Here is a 26,861-nt window from a genome sequence, read left to right as displayed (position 1 = left end):
CCATAGTCCTAAACAGGTACATCCTATTAAATATTAAGTTGCATCAGTTCCTTTTCGCTGAGAACTTTATCTTCCTCTCGTTCGAACACAATACCACCTGAAGCACGCATCACGCCGTCCACACGGGCGCTTTCGTGGATCCTGATGGCCTGTGCATTGATCTCACCCAGCACGTGGGTCTTTTCATTTATGTACACATTGCCTCTTGAAACAATATTCCCATGGATTATGTTATTCTTACCCAATGCGATGTCCTGGATAGTGCGGATGCTGCCATAAAGGGTTGTATCGTTTGCCATTTCCAGGGAGGTCGCACGTATGTTACCAACAAGCCTGCAGCCACTCCCGATAAGTGCTTTTGAGGGCACCCTGATGGAGTCCATGGATATCCTGGAGCCATTCGGGATTATCATGCTGTTGATACTCACAGCCCCAACTTCATCATCGAACAGTTCGCTAAGGGCTTTTTCCACTTCCTCGTCCTTGCCAAGCCTTAACAGTTCACTGATGTAAAGATAAAGATAGACAATGACAGGAACAGGATTACGCACCACTATCCAGCCTTTGGCCTCAAAGCCTCCGTTTATCTTGACGTCGTTGCCGACATCGAGATCTCCCTTTACAACCAATTTGCCGTCTATGGTGACGAACTCACCGATGTAGGCATTAGTATCCGTTTTGATATTACCGCTGATATGGGACCATATATCGACCCTCACATCAAATCTGGATATAAGGTCTCCTGACACTTCCACCCTTTCGCCGAGTATGGCGGAGTTGGAGATTATACCGTACTTTATCTCGGAATGGTTGCCTATGATCACATCCCCTTCTACGACGATAGTATGTTCTTCCATCCGTGTCCTGTCAGGGATAACGAATGTCTTGAAAACTTCCCCTTCTGTACTCTCGCGTTCCGGAGACTGGCTTGCTTCTGTCGGGTTCATGGCTCTGGTGCATAATATAAGCTTTTGCTTATATTATTTTTCTCATATTTAATACGTTCAGATATATTAATACATACCTATGCCTGATCCCTGCCACGCCTGACATCAACAGCCATTCCCCTGTCAAGAACAAGGATCTCTTCAGGAGAGAGAAGCAGTTGGCCGGTTGCCAGCAGTTCATCGGAGCCGCTTACAACAATGACCTCATCGCCTGCCCGGAGCTCAGGATCTATTGAGGTCACGTGTTTTGCAAAGGTGGTCTTTCCCTGAGACACGAAAGGGACAGCATCTTCGCATACCACAACCCTCTTATGGGGTCCGGGGAGGAAATCATGCAGACTACGTGCACCCTCAATTCCAAGAGTGAACATTCCGTCGCTTGCACGCACTGTTGCAATGTGATCATTGCTATTGAAAACCTGCCTTACGCGCTTGGTCTTTGAAAGCCTGAAAGTGACACTGTCGGGGAAAAGGATGTCCCCACACCCCTTTCCAAACTGGAAGTCTGCCATTATGCGAACCCTGGCAAGATTTTTATCATTTGTCTGCATAGGAACTATAAATACGATATAAGTATTAAATTCATAGCGGTCCGTTCGGCAGAAAATGAAGGGCAAATCAAAAATAGTATATAAAGAATATCGAACAGATTTATATATAATAATGACCAATTATATCCTGAGGAAACGAGAAAACTGCTTGTAGCTGTATTCAAAGGTATAGTAACTGTAACCAAGCAAAACCATTCATCCCCTCAAACACTCTCGTTTCCTCATTGCTCATCTTCTGATCCTCTTTAGAATATCGTGGCTGAGGCGTGGCCCTATATTAGTTCTTTAGTTCCTGGCCTGCAGTTTAAAACAAAAGTAAGTAAGAAAGTAAGAGTAGAAGCCAAGACTGACTACCCGGTCAGAATTGTCTTCTTTACCAACCGTGTTTTCTCCGACCTATTTCGGGACCATTAACCTTTGATCACTCCCATAGGCAGAAGCTTTGCAACTTTTTTGGCTATCCCCAGATCGTGCACAACGTCCACCACCTCACTGCTGGACTTGTAGACCTCGGGAGCCTCTTCTGCAATAAGGGACGGCTGGGAGGCACGTACCTGGATACCCTTAAGGCTCAGTTCCTCACGGACCTGCTCTCCATGGAGCTCACTTTTTGCACTCTTGCGGCTCATCACGCGCCCTGCCCCATGGCATGCACTTCCAAAGCTGATTTCCATTGACTCTTTAGTACCGCACAGCACGTAGGACGCGGTCCCCATACTGCCGGGAATGATCACCGGCTGGCCTGTGACACGATAGTCATCGGGGAGGTCTGGATGTCCCGGTGAGAAGGCACGGGTAGCTCCCTTGCGATGTACATAAACCTCTGTCTTCTTCCCGTCCACTGTGTGTTCTTCAAGCTTGGCGATATTATGCGCCACATCATAGACCAGATGCATGCCCAGGTCGCCGAACTCCTCTGCAAATGTCTTCTCGAATACTTCGCGGGTCCAGTGCATAATCACATGCCTGTTCACCCATGCGTAGTTTGCGGCACACAGCATCGCCTTGAAGTAGTCCTGTGCCTCGGGAGACTGCGCCGGAGCACATGCAAGCTGTTTGTCGGGTAAGGCAATATTATATTTCCTTGAGGCTTGCGTCAGTACCTGCAGGTGGTCCGTGCATATCTGGTGACCGGCACCGCGTGATCCGCAGTGGATCATGAACGTGACCTGACCTTTATGGAGGCCAAAAACAGAGGCCAGCTCTTCGTCGTATATCTCATCCACATACTGCACTTCCAGGAAGTGGTTGCCGCTTCCCAGCGTCCCGAGCTGCGGTCTTCCCCTCTTGCGGGCCTTGGCACTTACTTTGGAGGGATCTGCGCCGGGTATCTTTCCTCCGCTTTCACAGTGGTCAAGATCTTCCTTCACGCCGTATCCCTTATCCACAGCCCACTGGACACCGTTAATGAAGATATCATCCAGTTCTGCATCGGATACCCTCAGGCGGCTCTTGGAACCCACCCCGGTGGGAATGGCCTCGAAGAGGTCATCAAGCAGCTGGGAGAGCTTCGGACGCACATCGTTCTCCAGAAGGTTGGTGCGTATAAGGCGAACTCCGCAGTTTATGTCAAAGCCCACTCCCCCGGGACTGATGATCCCATTCTCCTTGTCGAATGCAGCAACGCCGCCTATAGAGAAACCATATCCCAGGTGGGCATCCGGCATTGCCATAGAATATTTCTGTATGCCGGGCAGCATCGCGACATTCGCCACCTGGTCGATGGTCTCCTTTTCCAGGATGCCCAGCAGGTGCCCTGATACGAATATCCTCCCCGGAACGTGCATTCCAGCTTTGTATCCTATCGGCACCTCCCAGGTGTTATCATCTATTTTTATAAGTATATCAAATACTGAGATTTCAGTTTCCTCTGACATTGATCTTTCCTCTTGGTAAAAGTGTGTGATTTGAACTATATGCTGTAAACGTATGAACATGTTGATGATAGAGTGAATGGATAACAATCGCCTGCGTACCTAAAAGTGCAGGCCGCCGGCAGGGCCCTCCATGGAGACGAAGACAGAGAACACAATTGTCATGTGTCGACTGTTGCCTGTATCATCCAGCCTTCAGGCGTTCTCTCTATTCTCATGTCATTATATGTGGCCGCTTTGACCTCGGTGCCGAACCTGTGCCTGGAAAGATCGATCTCCTCTCCCAGGGCCCTTGCTACAAGCCTGAAGTTATCTTTATCCTGCTCAAGCCTGTCAACTGCAAATTTTGCAAAAGCAAGGCTCTCAACCTCAAAAACAAACAGTATTTCCGATAGCCAGTTGAACAGCAGGCCTTCAATATCCTCCGAGGTCAGCTCTATTTCATAGGAGGTTTCTGCCGAAACTGTTGAAGTGTCTATCATGACATTGAACATGGCATACGCTGCATTCTCAAAAGCTTCTTCGAGGGACTCTCCGTAAGCCCTGAATCTGGCATCCGCCGTGTGTTCCAGATATTCGTATCTCTTGTCCATTAGGGAAAGAACGCTCCTTACCGATTTGAACTGTATTGTTGCCGGTTCAATCCTTCTGGCCGGCATCCGATACAGGTGCATTGAGTTGCTTCCAGATGTAGAATATCCTCTGGAATGCAGTTATGTGGCTACCCACACCTATTACCAGTATGATCCAGCCAAGGATGGACAGGCCATGGACCGGGGCCGGATACAGGGCATACACCAGTGTGGCCAGCATTATAAGTATAAGGCGGTCAGCCCTTCCGATTATGCCGCCGTAGTATCTCCCCAGGTTAAGCGCCTGCGCCTGGGTTCCCAGGTAGCTTGTTATGAGGACACCCACGATAGTTATGACCCCTATCTGCCACTGTACGTGGCCTCCGAAGAAAATACCGCATATTATAAAAGAGTCTGCATAGCGGTCAATGACATGGTCCAGAAAGTCGCCCTTCGGGCTTGATACTCCCATGTAGCGCGCCATCACGCCGTCCATTGCATCGAGCAGGGAGTTGAGTGCTACCAGTGTGCCTGCGGCAAGTACCAGCAGTGGGCCTGACTCCGGATCACGACCGGAATAATAGAATAGCAGACCTGAGATAGCGGCAAACAGAAGTGACAGGATGGAAACCGAGTTAGGAGATAAGCCTGCGTCTGCTGCTGCTCTTGCCATTGGTTCAAGGTATTTGAGGGCAAGCGGTCTGAGGGCGTTAGAGGTCATGAATATTGTACCAAATGTCTTCTATTCCGATTTAATCCTTTCCAGAGTCAGGGAGTGACAGGAGCCTGAGTTTTGGTTGCCAGGTCGTACCAGTATCTGATCTTGCAGGAGTGCTCCACCTGGGTTGTGAGAACATACGCTTCGTCCAGCACACGCCCGATGGCGAAGGTCCCGTGGCTGTACAGGATGGCCGCCTTATGGGAAGCGAGCGCCTGGGACATGTTGGCGGCAAGCTCCTCCGAGCCGATGCCGCCCCTTACGATAGGGATATTGCCCAGGAAGTATTGCCCTTCACTGTCTGCCGGCCGGACAGAATCCTCATGCGCGAGCAGGGACATAACGACAGCAAAGGGACAGTGCGCATGCACAATGGCAAGGGCATGGGTATTCTTATAGATGGCCCTGTGCACGATAGTTTCGGAGGATGCTATGATATCCAGGGCGCAGGTGCCATCAAGCCTGACCTCGACCACACTATCCTCGCCTATCTCATCCAGGGCACTGCCGCTGCGTGTGATCACCATCCGGTTCCCTACCCTTACACTGATGTTCCCGAAGTGGGATTCCACTAGCCCGCTGTCCACAAGTTTTTTACCTATCCTGGATATCTCACGCCACATAGGACACCTCCGGTCCCGGATAACCATAAAATTTATCTGCTATCATGCTATGTAAGGGAGTGCATCGCATAAATAAGTGCGGAGCACATTTCTGACAGAATGCCTCGGTGGCTCAGCCCGGCAGAGCGAGTGACTTGTAATCACTAGGCCGCGTGTTCAAATCACGCCCGGGGCTTCTAATCCTTTATTAATTGTACGCTATGGCTCAACTCGTTCTGATATAAGTAAACGGACTAAGTACAACAAGCAAATCAAGCACAACAGAAGAGTCAGGACAATCTCAAACCAGGTTTCAGTTCAAGGATGATTATAATGCCTTTACCTGAGAAAAAACAATTGCAAAATATCAGACAGGCACGGACCAGCCAAAGCGGTCCTGCATGCCTGCCTTTTGTAAATACTTTAGAATAGAGGTATTACATCAATTCTAATATCTTGCCGGTCTGTGCTTCTGGTAGCATTCCCTGCAGTATACAGGCCTGTCACCGGATGGCACGAAAGGAACCTCAGTTTCCTGTTTGCAGTCGGAGCAGGTTGCCTTGTGCATCTCTCTCGGACCGCTTGGCCTGAAACCACCGCTTCCGCCGCCTCTAAAGCCACCGCTGCCGCCCCTGTTTCCGCCTCTGCTGTTTCCGCCTCTGTCATTGAATCCCATATTTTTTGTCTCCTTATATATTGCATTTAGTTCGCTCAGCAGAGCCGAGATCGAGAATATTCGCATGATGGGGTTTACCCGGAATTATCCAGATATCTCATTATGATACGACTAACTCTAATTGTCCGAGTAATCTTTAAAAGAAGCAGATACAAATGTACTAACCCTTTATTGAATTCCTGAGCAATCGAACTATGATAGTCAAACAACCTCATACAATATAAAGCCGATGCTGCCAATCCTCCCCCGGACAAGAAATAAATAGCAGTAAAAAAACCCTTTTAAGGGAGAGGGAAATGACAGACATTTACAACGCTTTTATAATAGGAACAGGAGCTGCAGGGACCACTTTTGCATATAGGCGGAGGGACTCGGGAATGAAAGTAGGGATAGCTGACTGCCGGGAGTTAGGCGGGACCTGTGCCCTCCGGGGATGCGTTCCTAAAAAAGTGCTCACAGGTGTGGCCAGCATAGTTGACGCCCATAACATACGGCCTCGGAAGGGTGCCGGCCCTTGAGGAGCTGCAACTTGAAAAAGCTAATGTTGCACTGGAGATGGGCAATATCGCCCTTAACGAATACTTCCAGAGCGTCTCAAATCCAAGGGTCTATGCTGCAGGCGACTGCATACGCTCCGGACCTCTCCTTATCCCTGCAGTAAGTATGCAGGCAGATATCGCCGCAGGCAATATCATAGGCAGGAACAGGTACACTGCCGATTATAGTATGATACCGTCAGCCTTGTTCACTATCCCTCCTCTCGCGGGTGTCGGGACCTCAGAGAAAGAATCATCCTCCGGTCAGAAAGTGCTTTTCCACGATATGGAACAATGATTCTTTACAAAGAGGATGAAACTCAGGAACACGGCATCCAAAGTCATCATAGATGAAGCTACTGACAGGATACTGGGAGCTCACATCCTCGCCCCTGAGGCGGAGGAACTCATAAATATATTTGCAGTCGCCATGAACTGCGGCGTGACTGCAACGCAGCTCAGGTCTACCGTGTTCGCATACCCAATCATATCATATGATCTGAAATATATCCTCAGGTAAGAGCAGGAAAATGTAGTCACTTTTATTTTAGCGTCATTTTTATCAAGCTGTTCTCAGCAGCATCTTTAAAAAAATTCATGATTTTTGTCAAATATGGGCAGTTACACATTCCTGATATTCTGTTGTTATGCATTAACTATTTATTTTGTTAGTACTCTACTACTGACTGCTTATGTCTGCAAAAACAATCTATAAAAAAATAGGGGAACTAATCGAGAAAAGCCCCAAGCTAATTGTTCTGTTAGCTATCGTCTTGATGTTCGTGTCTCTTTATGGTGCAGGCATGATCGAGCACAAGAGCGGTACCGATACGTTCGTGAAGAAGGATTCGGAGACCTACCAGAATTATGATCACCTGTACAAGCAGAACTTCGGCAGCGAAGTGATAGTCGTTCTGGTGGAATCGGACAAGGTGCTGGATGCAGAGGTACTCAGGGCCATTGATAACTTCGAACTGATCATTCAAAGGGACAAGGACGTTGAGAATACGATGAGCGTAGCAACGCTTATCAAAAGCGCAAGCTACTCTGCAACTGGACGTTCCGAGATACCCGGCGATGTCACCATAGATGCCCTCAGGAGCTATCTGCCGGAAGCATATGTCGAGCAGCTGATGCCTGATGAGCAGCATGCCATAATCATGATCCAGATGCCGGGAAACATCGACGAGACCAACAAGAAGAGGCTTCTGGCAGAGGTCGAGAGGACCCTGCGAGTGGTGGACTTCCCTGCAGGGACAACTGCCACTGCAACAGGTGAGCCTGCTTTCGTCATAGCAATGTCCGAGGAAATGAGCTCGAGCCTCACCAGCATGCTTGCTCTTGCCTTCATCCTGATGATATTCGCACTGCTCATGGTATTCCGCCATGTCAGGTGGTGCTTGCTTCCGATACCCGTAGTCGTTATAGGACTGATCTGGACCTTTGGGGCCATGGGATTCCTGAGCATCCCGATGACCATGGCATCCATGGCAGTATTCCCCATACTCATAGGGCTTGGCGCCGACTACGCCATTCAGTTCCACAACCGTGTGGAGGAAGAACTTGCGAAGGGGGAGTGTGTCGAAGAGGCCATCATCGACACGATCAAGCACACAGGCCCTGCAGTGGGAACTGCAGTGGCGGCAACCTCACTGGGATTTATTGCCCTTTTCATCTCACCGGTCCCGATGATACAGGACTTCGGAAAGATGAGCCTTGTAGGAGCCATACTGTGTTATCTTGTCTCCATGTTCGTACTCGTTCCCCTGCTGTATATCCTTGACAGGAGGGCTGTGAAGAAGAAATGCAATGGAGGAGACGATCCTGAAAAGCAGAAAAAGGAGGCAGGCTCATCCTTCGGGCAATTCCTTTCCAGGACATCCCTCCTGACTGCAAGACATCCTGCAGTCGTGATTGCACTTGCGGCTATCCTGGCAGTTGCAGGACTGTATTTTGACGAACATGTGGGAGTGCAGACCGATACCAAGGATTTCGTTCCGCAGGATATGGAAGCGCTGCAGGATCTGAACAAACTGAACAGGATAATGGGCGGCTCTGACCAGATCAATGTCATTATCAGAGCCGATGACATCCTGGACCCGGACCTGATACAGTGGATGGTCGATTTCGGGGAACTGGAAGAAGAAAGGCACTCCCATATCACAGGATCGAGCAGCATCGGTTCGCTGATCTATTCAGCCTATGGTTCGGTGCCTGCGGACAGGGATACCATTGTCTCAATTACCGATGGCATGTCCCCGATAGTGACTGACCGGTATATCGAAGGTAGTAACCTTGGTGTCCTCAACCTCAATCTCGAGAGCGAACTAACATCAACCCAGGTCGCAAGTACCATCTATAAGGTTGAGAACGACCTACAGTGGTACGCACCGCCTCCCGGAGTCACCGTGACCGTAACGGGGTCAAAGGTCACATCCACTTCTATCATAGGCGCCCTGACATCCGGAAGGACAGCCATGGGTTACCTGGGTATGGCTATAATCTTCATCGGTATGCTTGTCATCTACAGGGACTGGATGAAATCCCTGGCAACAATACTGCCTATAGTGATGGTAACCGGATGGCTTGGAGGTGTGATGTATCTTCTGGACATGAAATATAATCCTCTGACAGCCACCCTGGGCGCCCTTGCCATAGGAATAGGCGCCGAATTCACGATACTTATGCTGGAGCGCTATTTCGAGGAGCGTGAGAAAGGACTGGAGCCTTTTGATGCAATGGAGACGGCTGCCTCCAAGGTAGGACCTGCGATCCTTGCATCCGGCTTCACCGTGATCTTCGGCTTTTCAGCCCTCATCATCTCGTCGTTCCCGATGATACGCGATTTTGGAATAGTTACAGTAATAGCCGTGGCTTTCTCCCTGTTCAGCACGATCGTTGTCCTGCCACCCATAATGGTCAACCTGGACAGCTGGAGATCAGCCCGCAAGACATCAGAAAAACATCTAGAGAATAATAAGGTGAGTATATGATACCAATTAAAAATGTAAAGCTGCTTATGATCACGATACTCCTGCTAAGTTATATGCAGGTAGCATCTGCAGGAATAAACGAGGAGGTCGTCTCTGAAATTGCAAGTGATTACTACGATGTGTACGGAGCTCCCAACCTGAAGGCAAACCTTGCATGTGACAAGGTGTTCCAGAGAGGAGAGAGTGCCGTCCTTTACGTTAATGTAATGAACAACGGCCAGATCACGGGCTATGAAGCGGACCAGAAAGAGATAGATGATGACATCGCCCAGTACGGTGAGAGTCTTACCCGCAGTTTTATGTCCGCCGAACTTCTCTCGGACAGGGCCATCACGACAGCAGATTCCATGACCGCCACACTTTCACTGGTTGACCAGGACGCCCCCATAAAGATAAAGCTTGATACCCTGCTGCTGGGCTCACTGAGCACAGGCAAGTCCCTTGCATCACCTGCAGCCTTCCCCATCGAGATATATGACAATGCAAAAGCAGGCACATATACACTCCGGCTGGATATAGCCTACAGGCACCAGAGAGATTCGGCTGTCACCCCTCCCTACGGCGATACATACTACTGGTATGAGGACCTCAACCAGACCATGTACCTGCCGATAGTTATCGAGGAGGAACCATACTTCAAGGTGCTGCACACCGAATCAGACCTGCAGGCGGGCGACAGGGAAACGATCACTGTCACATATATGAACACAGGAGACCAGCTAGCCAGGGAATGTATTGCAAGGATAAGCGTAGTCGATCCATTCACCACAACAGATGACCAGGCCTATCTCGGGGACATGCGGCCAAGCGAGTCCAGAAATGCGACGTTCGTGGTAAATGTTGCAGCTGATGCAACCCCAAAGGAATACTCGATCAGCAGCGAGGTCAAATATAAGGACGTACACGACAAGAGTCAGTACTCTGATGCCCTCAAGGTGACTGCGGATGTCGGTCCGGCCACTCCCCTAGGAGAGAAGGTGAAGGACAACGCAACCACAATAACCGGGCTTATGTTAATGGTGGGCATTATAGGCACACCCGCTTACATGGTCTCAAAAAGGAAGAGAAACAATAAATAAATTAACGACAGCTAAACATGGTAATGAATGAACTGATAGAATCACTTCAACAGCTCGGCCTTACTTCCTACGAGGCGAAAGTGCTTATAGCACTCACACGGTATGGGAGCGGGACTGCAGCGGATATTCATGCGCTTTCCGGCATCCCGCGCTCTGCAGTGTACGGCGTGATCACCAAGCTGAAGGACAAAGGGATAATCGAGATACAGAATACAAAGCCCATGCGTTACAAATCGATTCCTCCCGAGAGAGTCATCAATATCCTGAAGGAGGACTATGAGAAGGCCATACTGTATTCCCGGGAGCAGCTTGAAGTGATCTATCATGCAATGTCGGAACAGACGGAAGAGGATGCGGTCTGGAACATCAGCGGTGTGAAGAACGTCAATGACAAGATCGTCCAGATGCTGGAATCGGCCAGAGAGGAGATCATATTTGCTTCCTCTTACCAGCCCCTTGACCGGGTGATCGGGGTATATCCTATAATGGAAGGCATAAAAGAGACGGTCCTCAAAAAGATCAGTGAGGGAGTGAGAATGAGGATGACAGGGCGAAGCAAGGACGTGGTAGCGGACATCACAAAGCAGTTTCCGGGCGTTGAAGCCAGGTCTTATGATGCAGAAAGTTCCCATCCCCTGAAAGGAGGAATACTTGTCATCGATGACAGGGAGATACTTGTCGTCACCATAAAGGACGACAGTGTCCCCCCGAGCCTGACGGCTACCTGGTACAACGGGAAAGAGCAGGTAGACATCTTTAAACATTTCATAGACGCAGAATGGGAAAACTCAAAGCCCATAGAGTACTGACAGGTTTATCATGAACAGCGGCACTGCAAGAAATAACATCAAGGTAGGGGCAAGCGTTGGGATTGTCCTGAAGCAGGATCAGGGAAGCGGGAAGATCACCCGTGGCATTGTGAAGAGGATCCTGACGAACTCATCCACCCACCCCCATGGGATAAAGGTGGAATTACAGGACGGAAGCGTTGGCAGGGTGAAGGAGATTTATTGAAGAACACATCCAGGGGGTTTTTATGATCATATGGCTTTTACCATTGCTTGCATAGCACACAAAGCTCTTCCTGCAGCTGCCACACCTGGATGTGGACTTATAAGTGGCTCCGAGATTGGCCGGAACCCGTGCATCCATTGAAACGCATACGATGTGCCGCCCTAAAGGTATGGTCGCAAGAATCCGGGCCCCTCATAATGGGAACAGTACATTTTCAATTTTCAAGTCAATATGCCACTTTTTTAGAAGAAAGGCAATATATCGGATCAAAACAATTGAAAAATAGGCCAAAAATCCCACTGCAGGCAAAAAATGCGGAACCAGGAAATCCTGTTATGGGTACCTGGATTTTGATATTTGCCCGCTTATGGGGGATTCAAATCTTAGATATGAATCTTAATATCTCTGTGGCTTGTGCTTCTGGTAGCATTCCCTGCAGTATACAGGTCTGTCAGGGGCAGGAACGAAAGGTACTTCGGTTTCCTGTTTGCAGTCGGAGCAAGTTGCCTTGTGCATCTCTCTTGGACCTGTTGATCTGAAACCACCGCTTCCGCCTCTGCTGTTGCCGCCTCTGTTATCGAATCTCATATTTCATTTCCTTTATATTGTCTAGTTCGTCCCGCTGTGAACGGGATCGAGAATTGCGCATGAAGAATCCAATCTGACTTTGATCAAATCTGGTTTTCGATACGGTTTACTCTTTACTGTCCAAGCAATTCACTAAAAGAAGCACATAAATAATGATAATTCTTTATTAAATCGTTGAGCAATCGAACTGATAGATAAATAGAGAACACCATCATATATAAGAGTATGTTACGGCTTATCTTATCAGTATTAAGTACAAGTTCTTTACCATGGAAAAAATAACTATCAGGGAAGCCGGATCCGCAGACGTCAATCAGATTATGCTGATAGAAGATGAATCCTTTCATGAGAACATCCGCGAGAGCAAGGCTGCTTTCCTGGAAAGGATAGCACACTTTCCGGAAGGCTTCCTGCTTCTTGAAATTAACAGCAAGGTGTGCGGATATATCTCCTCCGAGATATGGGATCATCCGGAGAATATTACTGAGGACAGCTTCGCCCTGAGCCACAGGATCAGCGAGGTGCACACCACTGCGGGAAAAGAGCTATACGTTTCTTCCGTAGGAATCCTTAAAAAACATCGTGGGAAAGGTTATGGGGACCTGCTGTTCACAGAACTGTCCGGAAGAGTGAGCAAAAGATATCCGATTTCCAGTATAATATTACTGGTCTCCGAGAGCTGGCCTGCTGCAAGGAAGATCTATGAGAGGAACGGCTTTGTGGAACTGCGCAGGATCCCCGGCTTTTTCAGTGAGGAAAAGAGATATAACGGGATAGTGATGCGTAAGCGGCTCTAGACAGGAGATGCATAGTGCATGCCTGCTGTCCGGGAAAGGAGTTATTATTCGGATGATATCAGTGGATGTTCTACTGCATGCCTTTAATCCTACCTGCTTATGCCATTGGCCGCAGTAATGTGGCCTTATATTTCCTGGTAGGTTCAAGAATGAATATTGCCTGAGAGCTGTAGTATTTTACATTTTCCTGCTTATTCTAGTTCCCAGTGTCAAAGAAGCGTATGATGTCAAATTATAAATATCTTGTAATATAATAATTTTGTGTATATACAGAATACGCTTTCCAGAAGTCAATTGTGGGAACGGGAACTTCCGGGTTAATCAGATCATGATAGATAAGCAGCATGAGAAATCCTTGTTACAGCAGTATGCCTTAGAGGATAATTACCTGAAACTTATGGAAGAATTACCCGTCGGGATACTTTCATGTGACAGGGAAGGAAATATAGTATATGTAAATAGATTCCTTCTTAACCTGATGGGGTCTCCTTCTGCCGAAAAATCAAAAAGCAGAATTAATATGCTGTCATCACCGGCAATAATCGAGTCAGGGATATCTGCACCCATAAGGAAAACTCTGGAAAATGGAACTATCAATACAATAGAGATCCCTTACTACTCCATATGGGGAAAATCCCTTTTCATGCATTTGAAGACAACGCCTCTGCACGACAGTACGGGAAACATTATAGGTTGCTGTTGCATCGTCGAGGACGCCACAAAAGTGATAGAGGCTAAAGAAGCGCTTGAAAGGAAGTTGCGTAAGGAAAAACTGATATCACATATCTCCAGCCGGCTGATAAATAGCACCTTGAATGAGATAGATGGTGAAATTAGAAAAGCCCTCGGGGAAGTAGCCCGGTTCCTGGATGCACACCATGCTGTCCTGTACTCTGACAGCAAAAGCCAGGACTGCATGACAAGGACCTATGGATGGAATACACAGAACATCGCTTCTTGCATGGGCATAGAGGAGACTGTCAAGAACAACAAATGGGCATCAGAACAATTCCACAGACGGGCCATCATCGATATACCGGACCTTGAAGAGTTCAATGATGAAGGGAAAGGGATCAAAGAAAGCCTCAGAAAAATGGATATTGCTTCAGTACTGGTGGTTCCCTTATATTATAAATCTACTTTCAAGGGCTTTCTTGAAATAAACACGGTCGGTGAAAAAAGGCAATGGAACGAATCTGGCATCTATCTGGTGAAGCTTGTAGGGGAAATGATAACAAGTCTTCTTGAGCGCAAGTATACAGAAAGCCGCCTCATAGGTAAAGAGGAGGATTACAGGAAACTTGTCACTTCAATAGACACCCTCATCTGGAGAACGGATATTGATGAGAAGTGGAATTATATCAACCCTCAAATCTCCGCGCCTGCTGACAAAGTACTCGGCCTGCCTGAAACAACCATCCATAGCTGGGACGACTATTTCGCCTGCATACATCCGGAGGACAAGGATGAGCTCTTTAATATAATACAATATACTGTTCTACACGCCGGAGTCACAAAGAACGTAGATTACCGGCTGGTGTGCGGCGATGGCAGTATCCAGTGGGTGAACTCCACAGGAACCGCCTATGTACTAGAAAACGGGAATGTACAACTGCTGGGCACCGCCCGCAACATTACAAAACAAAAACTTGCTGAAGAGGAACTTGCCAGGAGTGAGAAGAGATACAGGTCACTCGTAGAACAGTCAAGCGACGGGATTTTTATAAACAGGACAGATGGACAGATCGTTGAGGTCAACAGCAAGGCCTGCGAGATCATGGGGTATACAAAGGAGCAGCTTAAACAGATGTCGGTTGTAGACCTTCTGATACCGGAACTGAGACCGGAGGGGGAGAAGGTAATGGAACTGCTCAAGGTACAGAGCTTCATTCATGGGGAAACAAAGTACCTTACCGGAAAAGGCGATATCATCGATGTTGAGATCAATGCATCACTCCTTGACGGATATAGGGATATTACCCAGGCTGTTGTCAGGGACATTACAGAGAGAAAGAGAGCAGAAGAGGCCATGCTCCGGGCAAAGGTGGAGGCTGAGTCGGCAAACCGTATCAAGAGCGAGTTCCTTGCCAGCATGAGCCACGAACTGCGGACACCACTTAACTCCATAATAGGCTTCTCGGACATGCTTGCAGAAGGCTATGCGGGACCCCTGAGCGAAACACAGCAGAAATATACTAATTACATATCAACAAGCGGAAAGTACCTGCTGACGCTTATCAATAATATACTTGACATTGCGAAGATAGAGAGCGGAAAGATGGAACTGGAGCTGGAACCTTTCAACATGAATGAAGTGTTCGAGGATGCAGAGAAACTGACCGGTCACCTGGCCAGAAAGAAGAAAATTGAATTGCACGTCATCAAGCCTGAGAACATAGAACTGCTTGCAGACAAGATCAAGGTCAAGCAGATAATATACAATCTTCTGAGCAACGCCATCAAGTTCACTCCGGATAACGGCAGGGTGGCCCTTAGTGCAACTGCAAGCGGGAATAAAGTCCGGGTCTCCGTGACAGATACCGGAATAGGTATAGCTGAGAGTGACTTTGACAAACTGTTCATGCCTTTCAAACAGATAAACAGCCAGCTCTCGCGCCAGTATAGCGGCAGCGGTCTTGGACTGTCCATTGTGAAGGAGCTTGTGGAGCTGCATGGCGGCAATGTAACTGTTGAGAGCGAGCCGGGAAAAGGGAGCACTTTCAGTTTTACAATACCCTTCATCCCACCATAAAAAAGAGCGATGCACCGGCGGCTTATCCAGATAGCGTCTGCCTGTGGCTGAACAGATGGTCTTTTCCTTACATTCCTGCAAAGATTTATCAGCATTGATATGGTTAATCTGGAAAAAAAGCCATCCTTAAAAGCTAACCTGAGTGTAAATGCGTGAATGAAGATGCCCTCTGCTGAAGAAACAACTGGACAGGAAGTGCCACTCCTTGAAATGAGGAATGTGACAGTATCCAGAAATGACAGGAAGATACTGGATTCTGTCGGGATGTATATCCGCCAGGGAGAGAACATTGCAATTATAGGGCCCAACGGCTCAGGAAAATCATCCATTATAAAAGTGATCACAGGCGATTACCGTCCCCGTGCTGACAGCAGCGGCATGGTTTTCAGGATAATGGGCAAAGAAAGCTGGAACATCTTTGACCTCCGTGGTCTTCTTGGTATAGTATCAGGTGACCTCCAGTTAGATTACATGAGGGATATCAGCGGTATGGAGGTAGTCCTGTCAGGATTTTTCAGCAGTATCGGGATATATGCCAACCACAGGGTCAGACCTGAAATGGTTGCGACGGCCTATGAGGTGATGAAGTTCCTTGAGATACCTCACCTTTCCGGTAAACTGATATCGGAGATGTCCGCAGGCGAAGCAAGGAGAATACTCATCGGAAGGGCCCTGGTCCACGATCCGCAGATTCTCGTGCTGGATGAGCCCGCCAACAGCCTCGATATGAAAAGCCATCACCAGTTCCGTGAACTGACAAGGAAGGTGGCAGCGGCCGGCAAGAACATAGTCCTTGTGACACATGACCTTGGGGACATCATACCGGAGATAGACCGGGTAATACTGTTGAAGGATGGGAAGGTATTCGCAGAGGGGAAGAAGGAAGAGATCCTGAGCGAGGGCAAGCTGTCAGATCTGTTCGGCCTTCCTGTAAAAGTAAGCAGGATTAACGGCTATTATCATGCAATATACTGATTTTCAAATCCTGATGAAAGGACGGTTCCCTTTTTATCGGTGGCGTTAAAGATAATGATTTAAGGCACAATTCCCTTTATCTATCCATAATTGTAATACGGATGATAGTATGAGGGAATTTATCGAAAAACTCAAAAAGGCCGGTAAACTGGTCGAGATCTCACGTCCTGTCTCAAGGGTGTTCGAAGCTCCCAGGATAGCAAAACAGACACCTGCTCCTGTGCTCTTCCATAATGTCGACGGGAGCCGTGCTATTATGAATGTCCTTGGGTCCAGGGATGAACTTGCAGCGATGTTCGGTGTTGATAAGGACAGGATCATACAGAAGCTTTCCGAGGTCGACCCCGACGGAGAGGTCGTGCCGGTAAAGGACTCGCCCACAAAAGAAGTGGTAGAGACGGAAGTGGATCTCACGAAGCTTCCCATTATGACGCATTTTGAAAAGGATGCAGGACCCTACATTACCGCTGGTGTGGTTGTGACCGAGTACGGCGGAGTGATGAACGCTGCCATCCACAGGCTTCTGGTCGTGGACAGGACCAGACTTGCTGCAAGACTGGTGGCTCCCAGGCATACCTATGTAATGCACAGGAAGGCTGCTGAGAAGGGAGAGAAACTGCCTGTGGCAATAGTCATAGGCGCCGACCCGGCAGTCACATACGCTTCCACCACAAGGGTGCCTGCAGGAAAAGAATTCAACTATGCAGCCGCGCTCATGGGTAAGCCGCTGGAGGTGTTCGAGTGCAGCAACGGAATAAAGGTCCCGCATGCCGAGATAGTGCTCGAAGGGTACATCGACCCGAAAGAGCGCGTGGACGAGGGTCCATTTGTCGATATCACCGGCACTTACGATGTTGTCAGGAAAGAGCCCGTCATTCATATTACCAGGATACTGCACCGGAAGGACCCAATATATCACGGCATCCTTCCAGCGGGGCCTGAGCACCTGCTCATGATGGGAGTGCCCTACGAGCCCAGGATATTCAAGGCCGTGAGCGAAGTGACCACTGTGAAGAATGTAGTGCTCACCGAGGGCGGATGCTGCTACCTGCATGCTGTGGTCCAGATAGAGAAACAGACCGAGGGCGACGGTAAGAATGCCATCATGGCGGCATTTGCAAGCCACACCAGCCTCAAGCATGTGGTCGTGGTGGATGACGATATCGACATATTTGATATGAAGGATGTGGAGTTTGCCATTGCCACCAGGGTGAAGGGTGATATGGACATCATGATAGTACCCCACGTCAGGGGCAGTTCCCTTGATCCCAGGGGCGCGCCGGACGGAACGACCACAAAGGTCGGCATCGACGCAACAAAAGTACTGGCAGAGTCCGAGAGCTTCAAAAGGGCAAGAATGCCCCCTGAGTGATAGCGGCAGGTTCCCATGTATCTTACAAAGAAAGAAGAGAAGACCCTGGAAGGCGAGTACGGCGAAACCCTGCGCAAGGCCATAGAGATCCTTGTGGCCCTGGGGGACATTTACGGTGCGGACAGCCTGATACCCGTCAAGAGCGCCCAGATAGCAGGCGTGTCCTACAAGACAATAGGAGATGCCGGACTTGAATGGATATCCGACCTCAAAGGCAAGGCAAGGATACCTGCCATACTCAATCCTGCAGGCATGGACATGATGCGCTGGCAGGATATGGGTATTGAGCCGGAGTTTGCCGGAAAGCAGCAGGAGATCATCACGGCTTATGAGAACCTTGGCATCCGCACAAAGTGCACCTGCACTCCGTACTATCTGGAAGGCTTCGATGCAGGCTACGGCGATCACCTGGCATGGAGCGAGTCATCAGCCGTATGCTATGCCAATTCGGTGATAGGGGCGCGGACAAACAGAGAAGGCGGGCCTTCGGCACTCTCAGCCGCGCTTGTGGGCAAGACCGCAAACTATGGATATCACCTTGACGAGATGCGCGAACCTGTCATGGCAGTGACAGTGGATATTGACCTTTCCGGGGCTGATTACGGGGCACTGGGATATGTGGCAGGCAGGGTTATCGGGAACAGGGTGCCGATATTCTACCTGAAGGGGAAGCCTTCGGGTGACGAGTTAAAGTCCCTCGGCGCCGCGCTGGCTGCTTCCGGGGCGGTTGCACTGTATCATGTTGAAGGCGTTACACCCGAGGCGATCAGGTCGAAGTTTAAGAGACCTGACGAGAATCTGACCATTGAGAGAGAACAGATACTGGAAGTCTACGAATCCGAGACTGAATGCAAAGAAGAACAAGAAACGGACATAATCACCGTGGGATGTCCTCACTGTTCACCCGGGGAACTGAAGGATATCGCAAGGCTGCTTGCAGGCAAGAACGTCCGTAAGGAAATGTGGATATGCACCTCCAGGGAGGTGGCAGAAAGATATCCCGATCTTGTGAGGGATATTGAGAAGAGCGGGGCCAAGATAGTATGTGACACATGCATGGTGGTGTCCCCGGCCACTAATAACTATCGCTGCATGATGGTCAATTCCGGCAAGGCCCTTGCCTATGTGCCCAGCATGTGCGGTGTCGCCTCAAGATACGGCAGCATTGAACAGTGCGTAAGGGAGGCTGTACAGGATGAGAGTTAATTGCAGGAAGATCTCCAGGGGAATAGCGGAGGGACAGGTGCTCCTTACCTGCGAGTCCATATCCTTCCTTGGCAACGTGGACCCGAAGACCGGTGTGATCGTCGAGCCAAAGCACGAACTCTTCGGACAGTGCATCAAGGACAGGGTGCTGGTGTTCCCTCACGGGAAAGGGTCCACTGTAGGCTCGTATGTGCTGTACCAGCTGATAAAGAACAACGTTGCACCTGCAGCCATGATAAACTCCGAGTCCGAACCCATAGTGGCTGTCGGAGCCATTATATCAGGCATTCCCCTGGTTGACAGGATGGAGCAGGACCCCTTTAAGTTACTTAAGAACGGAGATACTGTCAGGGTTGACGGCACTAACGGTGTCGTAGAGACAATCGAATGAACATCAATAGTGGCATATGGACATCAATCTTCGCTGGAATAACAAGAATTCATATAGCTTAGCCGCACTTGCACCGCTTCTTCCCGGGGCTCACATAACTAAGTGCCCAAAAGACGGGATAATGGTCTACAGCTTTGCAAGCAGGCAGAAGCAGTCTGTTTTTGAGGAGGTCGCAGGTGCGGGCACGGATTCCGTGTTCATTGCAGGCGGTCCTCACCCTTCAGGCGCACCTGAGGAGACACTTCGTTTTTTTGACTATGCGGTAATTGGGGAAGGAGAAGAAACCCTTCCCGAGCTTATAGAGACTATAAATTCAGGCGGAGATGTTACTGGAGTTAAAGGCATCGCATATAAAAATGAGAGTGGAAAGGTCGTTCTCACTCTCCCCCGGGAGCCGGTGGACCTGAACCAATATCCTTGCTTCGATCCGGATATCGCCATGGCGCCGCTGGAGATCAGCAGGGGGTGTCCTTTCAGGTGCAAATATTGCCAGACCCCGCGTATCTTCGGAGGCAGGCTCAGGCACAGGAGCATTGACTCGATCCTGAAGTGGGCGAAGTACTACAATGACCTCAGATTCACCTCGTCCAACGCACTTGCCTATGGGAGTGACGGTATCCATCCCCGGTTTGACAAGGTGGAGAAACTGCTCTGCGAACTGCGCAGGATAGGGGACAGGAACATCTATTTTGGCACTTTCCCCTCCGAGGTCAGGCCGGAGTTCATTACCGAAGAATCCATCGGGCTTATCACAAGGTATTGCAGCAATACAAAGCTTAACCTGGGCGCACAGTCCGGCAGCGACGAAGTGCTGCGGGATATACAGAGAGGCCACACCGTAGAGGATACCTACCGCGGCATCGAGCTTTGTTTTGAGAGTGGCATCACCCCTGTGGTCGATTTCATAGTAGGTTTTCCCGGCGAGAGCGAGGATGACCAGGACAAAAGCCTGGACATGATAGAATGGATATGCAGAAAAGGAGGTAATATTCACGCCCACTACCTCACCTCATTGCCCGGGACACCCTATGAGCATGCCGTACCATCCCAGGTGAGCGAACGCTTCAGGCGCGTGCTCGGCAAACTGGCGCTGGGAGGTAAGGCTACGGGGTCATGGGGGAGGGAGGGATAATGCCGTTTCATTCCCTGGCCATGCGCTCCTCGAAACCGCCGTTACAGAAAACAAACACTTTTGCCTGCCCGCCTTTGTTAATTTTTCTCATTTCCCGGTCATAGACACTCTGGACATGCTTGAGACCGTGCTTCTGGAAATACTTCCTGGCCGCCTTAAAGAACTCCAGTTTCTGGTGCAGGAAAGCTTCCTCATATGACCTGACTTCCCTTGCGATCGCCTCACACTCCTCGTCGCTTATCTCGTTGTGATAGCACCCATGAAGGTCAAGGCCGCTTATCTGCCTCCACCCGACATTACCGTCCTCGTCGGCCTCCAGGTGCAACATGTAGGGATAAAGCCTGCATATGAGTGGGCGCTGTTCGTATATCCTGCATCGCTTCTCATTAAGGAAGATGCATGAGCCGTCGTCCTGTATCTTTAACGCGTAGCCGGAAACGTAAAAGTTCCCGTGCTGGTCACATAGCTCGTAATATGGTGCAGGCTCGATGACGCCAGGGTCTGTTTCCCTGATCACCTTCAGATCCTGTTCCAGCAGGAATACGTGATCATTGAACTCCCGGGTGCAGCAACGTGCGCAAAGGTCACACCGGAAGCCTACCTCCCTGATGATCGAAATGAGCTCCTCGTCTGGATACGCCTGCAGCAATCTCAGTTCCTCTGCTGCTAATTCCATCTGTACGTCTATTGATTTGCCTATGGTGACCAACTCCTGCGGGATATGCGGAACGCATACCTGCATAGATGCTCCGGCTTAAAAGCAATTGTGGTGTTCTGAAAACATAAGATTTTGATTCGGATCTGGAAATACCGTCTTCTTTTACATTTAGACTGATACTTTTCGCGATCTCTCCTGAGACATGGATGTTCGCGGGTGAACATGGATTTCAAAAATCACTGGTTTAGAAATCCATGCCATCTTAATCCGTGTAAATCGGTGTGAATCCATGTCTGAAAGATAAATCAGGAGGTACAACTCATTTTAATTCAAGGACAAAGACCTGAACGGGTTTTAAGTTACGGAGCCTGTCACCAAATTTGAGTTAGGGGCAGGAGCCGGTTTAATATCCTCTTCTCATCGATTATATATTCCCGTAAGGTTTAATAACAAGCATCACATCTAAGGGTAAACTTAGAACGAGAATAGACAGCCTTAATATTGATATGGCTGGTCCTGTTAGGCATCATTGCTTATCTTGTTTATCTCATAATCAAATTTCACAGAGGACTTATAATGGGTAAGACTGGCAGTATTGAATGGGTCAAGGTAAAAGGCCGCAAGGGTAGAACGATAAAAGTGCAGAAATCAAAAGAGATCAAGGCTCATCCGGGTCCGGCACAGAGGTACGCCTCAAACGGCACCAAGAGGAGATTCATGCAGAGATCTCCGAAAGCGCTTGTCAAGTGAGTTCAACTCACTCTTTTTTCCTACTTTTTTCAATTGACCCGATCATTCCCTGAGTGGGTTTGCTGTTCATTTTAGCTCAAGCAGCTGTTCCGGTACATTATCCGGGAGCACCGATACGATTATATAGAACAACATTCATTAGAAAACGTCAGGAATTAATAATCATTCCATAATTTCCAATAACAGGAGGATAGAAATAAATGGCAGGACAGATGGCTGGACAGCCGATTTTCATATTAAGAGAAGGAAGCCAGAGAACAAGAGGCAGAGAAGCTCAGAGCAACAACATCATGGCTGCAAAGGCAGTCGCTGAAGCTGTAAGGACAACACTTGGTCCCAAGGGTATGGACAAGATGCTTGTCGACAGCCTCGGAGATGTCGTCATCACCAATGACGGTGCAACCATTCTCAAAGAGATGGATATCGAGCACCCTGCAGCAAAGATGATCGTAGAGGTTGCAAAGACCCAGGACGCAGAGGTAGGGGACGGAACAACCACTGCAGCAGTCATTGCAGGAGAACTCCTCAAGAAAGCCGAGGAGCTTATCGACCAGGACATCCACCCCACCATCATTGCATCCGGGTACAGGCTCGCATCCGAGAAGGCCGGCGGTATTGTCAAGACACTGGCAAGGTCGGTCACAAAAGCAGACAGGAACGTTCTTATGAGCATTTCCGGCACTGCAATGACCGGCAAGGGTGCAGAGGCAAACAAAGACGTGCTTTCAAACATCGTCGTCTCAGCCATTACAAGCATTGTTGACGAGGACAACAAGGTCGACATGGACAACATCAAGATCGAGAAGAAGGTCGGTGCCCGCATAGAAGAGTCACAGCTCATCGAGGGCATGATCATCGACAAGGAACGTGTCCACACCAACATGCCAAAGAAAGTTGAGAACGCAAAGATCGCTCTCATCAACACTGCCATCGAGCTCAAGGATACAGAGGTCGATGCAGAGATATCCATTACATCCCCTGAACAGCTCCAGTCCTTCCTTGACCAGGAAGAGAAGATGATTAAGGACATGGTCGACAAGGTATCAAAGAGCGGTGCTAATGTGGTCTTCTGCCAGAAGGGTATCGACGACATGGCACAGCACTACCTTGCAAAGGCAGGCGTATTTGCAGTAAGGCGTGTCAAGAAGAGCGACATGCAGAAACTCTCCAAGGCGACCGGCGGCAAGCTCGTTACAAACCTTGATGAGATCACACAGGCAGACCTCGGTAACGCTGCACTCGTTGAGGAGAAGAAGATCGGCGGCGACGAGATGACCTTTGTCACTGGCTGTAAGAACCCCAAGGCAGTATCCATCCTCCTGCGCGGCGGCACAGAGCATGTGATCGACAACATCGAAAGGGCACTGAACGACGCCCTCAGAGTGGTCGGCGTTGCCATCGAGGACGAGAAGCTCGTAGCCGGCGGCGGCTCCCCTGAAGTAGAGGTCGCACTCAGGCTCCAGGAATTCGCATCAACCCTCAGTGGCAGAGAGCAGCTTGCTGTAAAGGCATTCGCAGAAGCCCTTGAGATAATCCCGAGGACCCTTGCAGAGAATGCAGGTCTTGACCCCATAGACATGCTCATGGAACTCCGTGCACACCACGAGAAGGGCCAGAAGACTGCAGGCCTTAACGTTTACGAGGGCAAGGTCATCGACATGTGGGAAGCCGGCGTAGTTGAGCCACTCAGGGTAAAGACCCAGGCGATCAACGCTGCTGCAGAATCCGCAGTCATGATCCTCAGGATCGACGATATCATCGCATCCAGACAGGGACCTGCAGGCCCATCCGGTGCTGACATGGTGCCAAACATGCCACCAGGCGGAATGCCCGGCATGGACATGTAAGTGTAAGGTAAGTGAAAACAATCTAAAGCGCAGATCATTCTGCGCTGCACCTTCTTTTTTAAGCGGCCCCAAAGAGCGGCATCAAAATACTCACTGATTGCAGTTTCGTTGTTCTGCAGGCAAAGACCCGCAGACAAGGATCACTCAAGACATTTCAGTATATCCTGCGGAGCGTATCTTGCCTTTATGACCCGCGTTCTGCCTCGCATGCCCTTCCCGGAGAAATCGGCATCAAGGAACTGGGAAGAGTTCATCTTCTCGATGATCTCGTAAAAGCGCGTATACCCAAGCCCGGTAAGTTCGTGGAAGGACTTGTAAAGGTCACCGGTCTGCAGGTCGCCGCCCTTTGCTATCAGGCCAAGCAGGGTCCTCTCATGCTCTGACAGGGAGCGGATGCTGCGGCAGAGATATATGAGGCGGGATGCATCATAGGCTTTTTCGACATCCTCGATGGAAATGGTACGGCTCGCCCTGCGCTCGGCATTCAGGCCTGAGCGCCTGAGAAGATCGATGCCCACCCTGAGATCGCCTGTGGTGCTTACATACTCCACTATACGCTCGCATACCTCATCAGGCACAACGTTCTGGAAGAAAGCGTGCTGTATCCTGTTCCTGATGATATCCCTTATCTCATCCGGCCCGTACCTGGGGAAGTTTATTTCCTCCGGCAAGAACACGGAACCTACCCTGGGATCGAAGTTGTAGGAAGTTCCCACGTCACTGATGATGGCAATGACAGAGACCTTTACCCCGGGATACTGTTCATGGGCCCTCAGCAGGGAATACATGACCTCATCAGCATGTCCTTCATGGAAAAGATAGTTAATATCATCAAGGGCAACTACCAGTATCTTATTGCTGTCCACAAGCTGCTTGAGCACCTTCTCAAAGAGCTTCCTGAAAGCAACACCGGATGTAGGCGGCTTGATATTGACAAGCTTCTCATATATCCGGGACACTACCGCAAAGCGGGTGGAATCTATCTGGCAGTTTATCTTGGCAAAGACCACGTTCTCTGTGTGCTCTTTCATCTCGTTGAACACTTTCTGGACAGCGGTGGTCTTCCCTGTTCCGGGAGGACCCCTGACAAGGCAGTTCACGGGCCTCATCCCCCGCATCGCAGGCCTGAGGCTGAACTTGAGGGCCTGCATCTGGGAGTCCCTGTGAGCAAAATACTCAGGAAGGTAGTCCAGTTCAAGAACCTCACCGTTCCTGAATATGGTCTCATCCCATAGCAGCATGTCCTTGGTCACTTGTAGCCCCTCTTTTGATGAAATAAGATGTATCAGTAAGATATGCTGGTATGTAAGCCAGCTTTGTAATTATATAAATATAACCTGCCCATAATAACTTTTTGCTTTCTCATCGCCAGCCACATGCCGGGAGTCCTCATGCAACGAATGCGGCTATGTTCAGGACGGTCTCAACGAGCTTATTGACCTCCTCCTGGGTGTTATATAATGCGAACGAAGCCCTGACGGTACCGTCCACCCCCAGGAAATCGATCCCCGGGATAGCGCAGTGGTAACCGCTGCGCACGCATATCTTCTTTGTCTGGTCAAGTATCATGGCAACATCATGCGCATTCATGCCCGTGACATTGAAAGGCACAACGGAGGACCTGTCAGTGGGACCGTAGACCTCAACTCCCTCTATTGCCGCAAGCCTGCGGGCAGCGTCCCTCGCAAGCATAAGCTCATGCTTCTCTATTTTCTTCACACCGATACCCTTCACATATTCCACTGCCCTTCCAAGCCCGATGACACCGGGCATGTTGGGAGTTCCGGCCTCGAACTTTGCAGGACTTGCCTCTATCTCATAACCGGAGTCAGACACCGCGCGTACCATTCCCCCGCCCAGGAACATCGGCTCTATCATATCCGGCTCCCGGATATAGAGGATACCGGTGCCCTGCGGTCCCAGAAGACCCTTATGTCCCGGGGCCACAAAGAAGTCGGGATCCAATGAACCAATATCCACAGGCATGTGGCCTGTGGACTGGGAACCATCCACCAGCACCCTCACATCTTCCCTGTGAGCTGCTTTAACAATCCTGCCGACATCCTGTACGGAACCAAAAACATTGGAGACCTGTGTGACAGCTATGAGGCGCGTCCTCCCGGTAATTGCAGAGCTGATATCCTCCGGATCAACAACACCTGTGATGTCAGGTCTGACGATGGTGAGATCCACTCCATGCTCCCTGAGCCGCATCCAGGGAAGAAGATTGGAATGGTGTTCCACAAGAGTGACAATGATGTGGTCGCCCTCTTCCCAGGGGAAGCCCCTTGCGACGGTATTTACGCTCTCGGTTGCATTCCCGGTGAAGATGGTCTTCTTCACATCTGCATTCAGGAAGTTTGCCACAGTCTCCCTGGCATCTTCATAATGATTGGTGGTCTCGCGGGCAAGCCTGTGAGCTCCTCTGCCATGATTGGCCGCATACCTGAAAAAGTACTCTTCCATTGCCCTGACCGCAGGTACAGGTGTCTGAGTGGTGGCTGCATTATCCAGGTAGATAACCTCTTTAAGTACCGGAAAGTCTTCCCTGATGGAATGAACATCGTACATAGGGCTTCCTACGTCAAGAAAATAAAAATAGTTTTGCAGGCTTACTTCGCCTGCAGGCCGCCTATCATGAAGCGGCAGAGATCCATATCCTCATCGCTGAGATTATCCGGTGAAACACCATCCACAACTGTATGGAACCTTTCCAGGAAGCACCCGACATTGTCAGATCTGGTCTTAGCTTTACTTTGGTCTCTCATGATTCCTCCTGTCTCTCGTTTTACTTATTTGACCAGATAAGCACTTCAAATATATATTTGATA

The 26,861-nt window shown here is 49.5% G+C and carries 28 protein-coding genes and 1 tRNA gene; 17 read left to right on the top strand and 12 right to left on the bottom strand.

Annotated elements, in window-relative coordinates; translation table 11 throughout:
* Positions 1–26: 26 nt before the first annotated feature.
* From PV02_RS06455 to PV02_RS06430, 6 genes are all read right to left on the bottom strand, one after another.
* On the bottom strand, positions 27–947 hold the full coding sequence (locus tag PV02_RS06455; RefSeq protein ID WP_256622559.1) for a polymer-forming cytoskeletal protein: 921 nt from the start codon (positions 945–947) through the stop codon (positions 27–29).
* A gap of 77 nt (positions 948–1,024) precedes the next feature.
* On the bottom strand, positions 1,025–1,498 hold the full coding sequence (locus PV02_RS06450) for a PUA domain-containing protein (RefSeq protein WP_256622558.1): 474 nt from the start codon (positions 1,496–1,498) through the stop codon (positions 1,025–1,027).
* 410 nt (positions 1,499–1,908) lie between these two features.
* The gene (locus tag PV02_RS06445; RefSeq protein WP_305891144.1) at positions 1,909–3,375 is read right to left on the bottom strand and encodes an RtcB family protein; all 1,467 of its coding nucleotides are present in this window, start codon (positions 3,373–3,375) and stop codon (positions 1,909–1,911) included.
* A 158-nt stretch (positions 3,376–3,533) separates the two neighbouring features.
* Positions 3,534–3,965, bottom strand: coding sequence for an archease (locus PV02_RS06440; protein ID WP_256622557.1), 432 nt, complete (start codon positions 3,963–3,965; stop codon positions 3,534–3,536).
* Positions 3,966–4,011: 46 nt separating this feature from the next.
* Positions 4,012–4,665 carry a CDP-alcohol phosphatidyltransferase family protein gene (locus PV02_RS06435; RefSeq protein ID WP_256622556.1) on the bottom strand — a complete coding sequence of 218 codons (654 nt, stop codon included), beginning with the start codon at positions 4,663–4,665 and terminating at the stop codon, positions 4,012–4,014.
* A 47-nt stretch (positions 4,666–4,712) separates the two neighbouring features.
* Positions 4,713–5,285, bottom strand: coding sequence for an aldolase (locus PV02_RS06430; RefSeq protein ID WP_256622555.1), 573 nt, complete (start codon positions 5,283–5,285; stop codon positions 4,713–4,715).
* Positions 5,286–5,386: 101 nt separating this feature from the next.
* Between PV02_RS06430 and PV02_RS06425 the strand changes: the two genes are divergently transcribed.
* A tRNA-Thr gene (locus PV02_RS06425) sits at positions 5,387–5,460 on the top strand.
* Between the two features lie 252 nt (positions 5,461–5,712).
* On the opposite strand, the gene PV02_RS06420 is transcribed toward PV02_RS06425, so the two are convergent.
* Positions 5,713–5,940, bottom strand: coding sequence for a CxxC-x17-CxxC domain-containing protein (locus PV02_RS06420; RefSeq protein ID WP_256622554.1), 228 nt, complete (start codon positions 5,938–5,940; stop codon positions 5,713–5,715).
* Positions 5,941–6,236: 296 nt separating this feature from the next.
* On the opposite strand from PV02_RS06420, the gene PV02_RS06415 reads away from it, so the two are divergent.
* The 7 genes from PV02_RS06415 (at position 6,237) to PV02_RS06385 (ending at position 11,562) form a co-directional block, all read left to right on the top strand.
* Positions 6,237–6,458: an FAD-dependent oxidoreductase gene (locus PV02_RS06415; RefSeq protein WP_256622553.1), complete on the top strand. Its 222-nt coding sequence runs from the start codon at positions 6,237–6,239 to the stop codon at positions 6,456–6,458.
* A complete protein-coding gene (locus PV02_RS06410) occupies positions 6,415–6,774 on the top strand; it encodes an FAD-dependent oxidoreductase (RefSeq protein WP_256622552.1) in 360 nt (119 codons plus the stop codon). Before PV02_RS06415 ends, PV02_RS06410 begins: the two co-directional genes overlap by 44 nt.
* A 15-nt stretch (positions 6,775–6,789) precedes the next feature.
* Positions 6,790–6,996, top strand: a complete 207-nt coding sequence (locus tag PV02_RS06405) for a hypothetical protein (protein ID WP_256622551.1) — start codon at positions 6,790–6,792, stop codon at positions 6,994–6,996.
* A gap of 172 nt (positions 6,997–7,168) precedes the next feature.
* Positions 7,169–9,469, top strand: a complete 2,301-nt coding sequence (locus PV02_RS06400; RefSeq protein ID WP_256622550.1) for an efflux RND transporter permease subunit — start codon at positions 7,169–7,171, stop codon at positions 9,467–9,469.
* Positions 9,466–10,548, top strand: a complete 1,083-nt coding sequence (locus PV02_RS06395) for a COG1361 S-layer family protein (protein WP_256622549.1) — start codon at positions 9,466–9,468, stop codon at positions 10,546–10,548. Before PV02_RS06400 ends, PV02_RS06395 begins: the two co-directional genes overlap by 4 nt.
* Before the next feature lie 23 nt (positions 10,549–10,571).
* Positions 10,572–11,357 (top strand): TrmB family transcriptional regulator, encoded by a 786-nt coding sequence (locus tag PV02_RS06390; RefSeq protein ID WP_256622548.1) that lies wholly within the window; start codon positions 10,572–10,574, stop codon positions 11,355–11,357.
* A gap of 10 nt (positions 11,358–11,367) precedes the next feature.
* Positions 11,368–11,562: a YwbE family protein gene (locus PV02_RS06385; protein WP_256622547.1), complete on the top strand. Its 195-nt coding sequence runs from the start codon at positions 11,368–11,370 to the stop codon at positions 11,560–11,562.
* 396 nt (positions 11,563–11,958) lie between these two features.
* Here the strand turns inward: PV02_RS06385 and PV02_RS06380 are convergent, their stop codons facing one another.
* Positions 11,959–12,150: a CxxC-x17-CxxC domain-containing protein gene (locus PV02_RS06380; RefSeq protein ID WP_256622546.1), complete on the bottom strand. Its 192-nt coding sequence runs from the start codon at positions 12,148–12,150 to the stop codon at positions 11,959–11,961.
* A gap of 269 nt (positions 12,151–12,419) precedes the next feature.
* Between PV02_RS06380 and PV02_RS06375 the strand changes: the two genes are divergently transcribed.
* From PV02_RS06375 to PV02_RS06345, 7 genes are all read left to right on the top strand, one after another.
* Positions 12,420–12,947, top strand: coding sequence for a GNAT family N-acetyltransferase (locus PV02_RS06375; protein WP_256622545.1), 528 nt, complete (start codon positions 12,420–12,422; stop codon positions 12,945–12,947).
* A 328-nt stretch (positions 12,948–13,275) separates the two neighbouring features.
* A complete protein-coding gene (locus PV02_RS06370) occupies positions 13,276–15,699 on the top strand; it encodes a PAS domain S-box protein (RefSeq protein WP_256622544.1) in 2,424 nt (807 codons plus the stop codon).
* A 156-nt stretch (positions 15,700–15,855) separates the two neighbouring features.
* Positions 15,856–16,674, top strand: a complete 819-nt coding sequence (locus PV02_RS06365; RefSeq protein WP_256622543.1) for an ABC transporter ATP-binding protein — start codon at positions 15,856–15,858, stop codon at positions 16,672–16,674.
* Positions 16,675–16,783: 109 nt separating this feature from the next.
* A complete protein-coding gene (locus PV02_RS06360; protein WP_256622542.1) occupies positions 16,784–18,046 on the top strand; it encodes an anhydromevalonate phosphate decarboxylase in 1,263 nt (420 codons plus the stop codon).
* Positions 18,047–18,061: 15 nt separating this feature from the next.
* A complete protein-coding gene (locus tag PV02_RS06355) occupies positions 18,062–19,252 on the top strand; it encodes a phosphomevalonate dehydratase large subunit (protein WP_256622541.1) in 1,191 nt (396 codons plus the stop codon).
* Positions 19,242–19,643 (top strand): DUF126 domain-containing protein, encoded by a 402-nt coding sequence (locus tag PV02_RS06350; RefSeq protein ID WP_256622540.1) that lies wholly within the window; start codon positions 19,242–19,244, stop codon positions 19,641–19,643. Before PV02_RS06355 ends, PV02_RS06350 begins: the two co-directional genes overlap by 11 nt.
* A 16-nt stretch (positions 19,644–19,659) precedes the next feature.
* The gene (locus tag PV02_RS06345; RefSeq protein ID WP_256622539.1) at positions 19,660–20,775 is read left to right on the top strand and encodes a TIGR04013 family B12-binding domain/radical SAM domain-containing protein; all 1,116 of its coding nucleotides are present in this window, start codon (positions 19,660–19,662) and stop codon (positions 20,773–20,775) included.
* Positions 20,776–20,782: 7 nt separating this feature from the next.
* On the opposite strand, the gene PV02_RS06340 is transcribed toward PV02_RS06345, so the two are convergent.
* Positions 20,783–21,517, bottom strand: a complete 735-nt coding sequence (locus tag PV02_RS06340; RefSeq protein WP_256622538.1) for a YkgJ family cysteine cluster protein — start codon at positions 21,515–21,517, stop codon at positions 20,783–20,785.
* 492 nt (positions 21,518–22,009) lie between these two features.
* Here PV02_RS06340 and PV02_RS06335 point away from each other — a divergent pair, with 492 nt between their 5' ends.
* Positions 22,010–22,183, top strand: coding sequence for a DUF5350 domain-containing protein (locus PV02_RS06335; RefSeq protein ID WP_256622537.1), 174 nt, complete (start codon positions 22,010–22,012; stop codon positions 22,181–22,183).
* A gap of 200 nt (positions 22,184–22,383) precedes the next feature.
* Positions 22,384–24,030 carry a thermosome subunit alpha gene (thsA, locus tag PV02_RS06330; RefSeq protein ID WP_256622536.1) on the top strand — a complete coding sequence of 549 codons (1,647 nt, stop codon included), beginning with the start codon at positions 22,384–22,386 and terminating at the stop codon, positions 24,028–24,030.
* A gap of 140 nt (positions 24,031–24,170) precedes the next feature.
* Here thsA and PV02_RS06325 read toward each other — a convergent pair whose 3' ends face one another.
* From PV02_RS06325 to PV02_RS06315, 3 genes are all read right to left on the bottom strand, one after another.
* Entirely contained in the window at positions 24,171–25,283 is a 1,113-nt protein-coding gene (locus tag PV02_RS06325; protein ID WP_256622535.1) for an ORC1-type DNA replication protein, read from the bottom strand.
* Between the two features lie 136 nt (positions 25,284–25,419).
* On the bottom strand, positions 25,420–26,601 hold the full coding sequence (locus PV02_RS06320; protein ID WP_256622534.1) for a cysteine desulfurase: 1,182 nt from the start codon (positions 26,599–26,601) through the stop codon (positions 25,420–25,422).
* A 41-nt stretch (positions 26,602–26,642) separates the two neighbouring features.
* Positions 26,643–26,798 (bottom strand): hypothetical protein, encoded by a 156-nt coding sequence (locus PV02_RS06315; RefSeq protein WP_256622533.1) that lies wholly within the window; start codon positions 26,796–26,798, stop codon positions 26,643–26,645.
* Positions 26,799–26,861: the final 63 nt, after the last annotated feature.

This window comes from Methanolobus chelungpuianus (genome assembly GCF_024500045.1).
Lineage (GTDB): Archaea > Halobacteriota > Methanosarcinia > Methanosarcinales > Methanosarcinaceae > Methanolobus > Methanolobus chelungpuianus.
The sequence above is the reverse complement of the archived record's forward strand: the minus strand, read 5'-3'. Positions and strand labels throughout refer to the sequence as shown.

Coding starts and splice junctions, on each gene's coding strand:
- PV02_RS06455 (WP_256622559.1), bottom strand. CDS start 947: ATGAACCCGACAGAAGCAAGCCAGTCTCCGGAACGCGAGAGTACAGAA.
- PV02_RS06450 (WP_256622558.1), bottom strand. CDS start 1,498: ATGCAGACAAATGATAAAAATCTTGCCAGGGTTCGCATAATGGCAGAC.
- PV02_RS06445 (WP_305891144.1), bottom strand. CDS start 3,375: ATGTCAGAGGAAACTGAAATCTCAGTATTTGATATACTTATAAAAATA.
- PV02_RS06440 (WP_256622557.1), bottom strand. CDS start 3,965: ATGGACAAGAGATACGAATATCTGGAACACACGGCGGATGCCAGATTC.
- PV02_RS06435 (WP_256622556.1), bottom strand. CDS start 4,665: ATGACCTCTAACGCCCTCAGACCGCTTGCCCTCAAATACCTTGAACCA.
- PV02_RS06430 (WP_256622555.1), bottom strand. CDS start 5,285: ATGTGGCGTGAGATATCCAGGATAGGTAAAAAACTTGTGGACAGCGGG.
- PV02_RS06420 (WP_256622554.1), bottom strand. CDS start 5,940: ATGGGATTCAATGACAGAGGCGGAAACAGCAGAGGCGGAAACAGGGGC.
- PV02_RS06415 (WP_256622553.1), top strand. CDS start 6,237: ATGACAGACATTTACAACGCTTTTATAATAGGAACAGGAGCTGCAGGG.
- PV02_RS06405 (WP_256622551.1), top strand. CDS start 6,790: ATGAAACTCAGGAACACGGCATCCAAAGTCATCATAGATGAAGCTACT.
- PV02_RS06400 (WP_256622550.1), top strand. CDS start 7,169: ATGTCTGCAAAAACAATCTATAAAAAAATAGGGGAACTAATCGAGAAA.
- PV02_RS06395 (WP_256622549.1), top strand. CDS start 9,466: ATGATACCAATTAAAAATGTAAAGCTGCTTATGATCACGATACTCCTG.
- PV02_RS06390 (WP_256622548.1), top strand. CDS start 10,572: ATGAATGAACTGATAGAATCACTTCAACAGCTCGGCCTTACTTCCTAC.
- PV02_RS06385 (WP_256622547.1), top strand. CDS start 11,368: ATGAACAGCGGCACTGCAAGAAATAACATCAAGGTAGGGGCAAGCGTT.
- PV02_RS06380 (WP_256622546.1), bottom strand. CDS start 12,150: ATGAGATTCGATAACAGAGGCGGCAACAGCAGAGGCGGAAGCGGTGGT.
- PV02_RS06375 (WP_256622545.1), top strand. CDS start 12,420: ATGGAAAAAATAACTATCAGGGAAGCCGGATCCGCAGACGTCAATCAG.
- PV02_RS06370 (WP_256622544.1), top strand. CDS start 13,276: ATGATAGATAAGCAGCATGAGAAATCCTTGTTACAGCAGTATGCCTTA.
- PV02_RS06365 (WP_256622543.1), top strand. CDS start 15,856: ATGAAGATGCCCTCTGCTGAAGAAACAACTGGACAGGAAGTGCCACTC.
- PV02_RS06360 (WP_256622542.1), top strand. CDS start 16,784: ATGAGGGAATTTATCGAAAAACTCAAAAAGGCCGGTAAACTGGTCGAG.
- PV02_RS06355 (WP_256622541.1), top strand. CDS start 18,062: ATGTATCTTACAAAGAAAGAAGAGAAGACCCTGGAAGGCGAGTACGGC.
- PV02_RS06350 (WP_256622540.1), top strand. CDS start 19,242: ATGAGAGTTAATTGCAGGAAGATCTCCAGGGGAATAGCGGAGGGACAG.
- PV02_RS06345 (WP_256622539.1), top strand. CDS start 19,660: ATGGACATCAATCTTCGCTGGAATAACAAGAATTCATATAGCTTAGCC.
- PV02_RS06340 (WP_256622538.1), bottom strand. CDS start 21,517: ATGCAGGTATGCGTTCCGCATATCCCGCAGGAGTTGGTCACCATAGGC.
- PV02_RS06335 (WP_256622537.1), top strand. CDS start 22,010: ATGGGTAAGACTGGCAGTATTGAATGGGTCAAGGTAAAAGGCCGCAAG.
- thsA (WP_256622536.1), top strand. CDS start 22,384: ATGGCAGGACAGATGGCTGGACAGCCGATTTTCATATTAAGAGAAGGA.
- PV02_RS06320 (WP_256622534.1), bottom strand. CDS start 26,601: ATGTACGATGTTCATTCCATCAGGGAAGACTTTCCGGTACTTAAAGAG.
- PV02_RS06315 (WP_256622533.1), bottom strand. CDS start 26,798: ATGAGAGACCAAAGTAAAGCTAAGACCAGATCTGACAATGTCGGGTGC.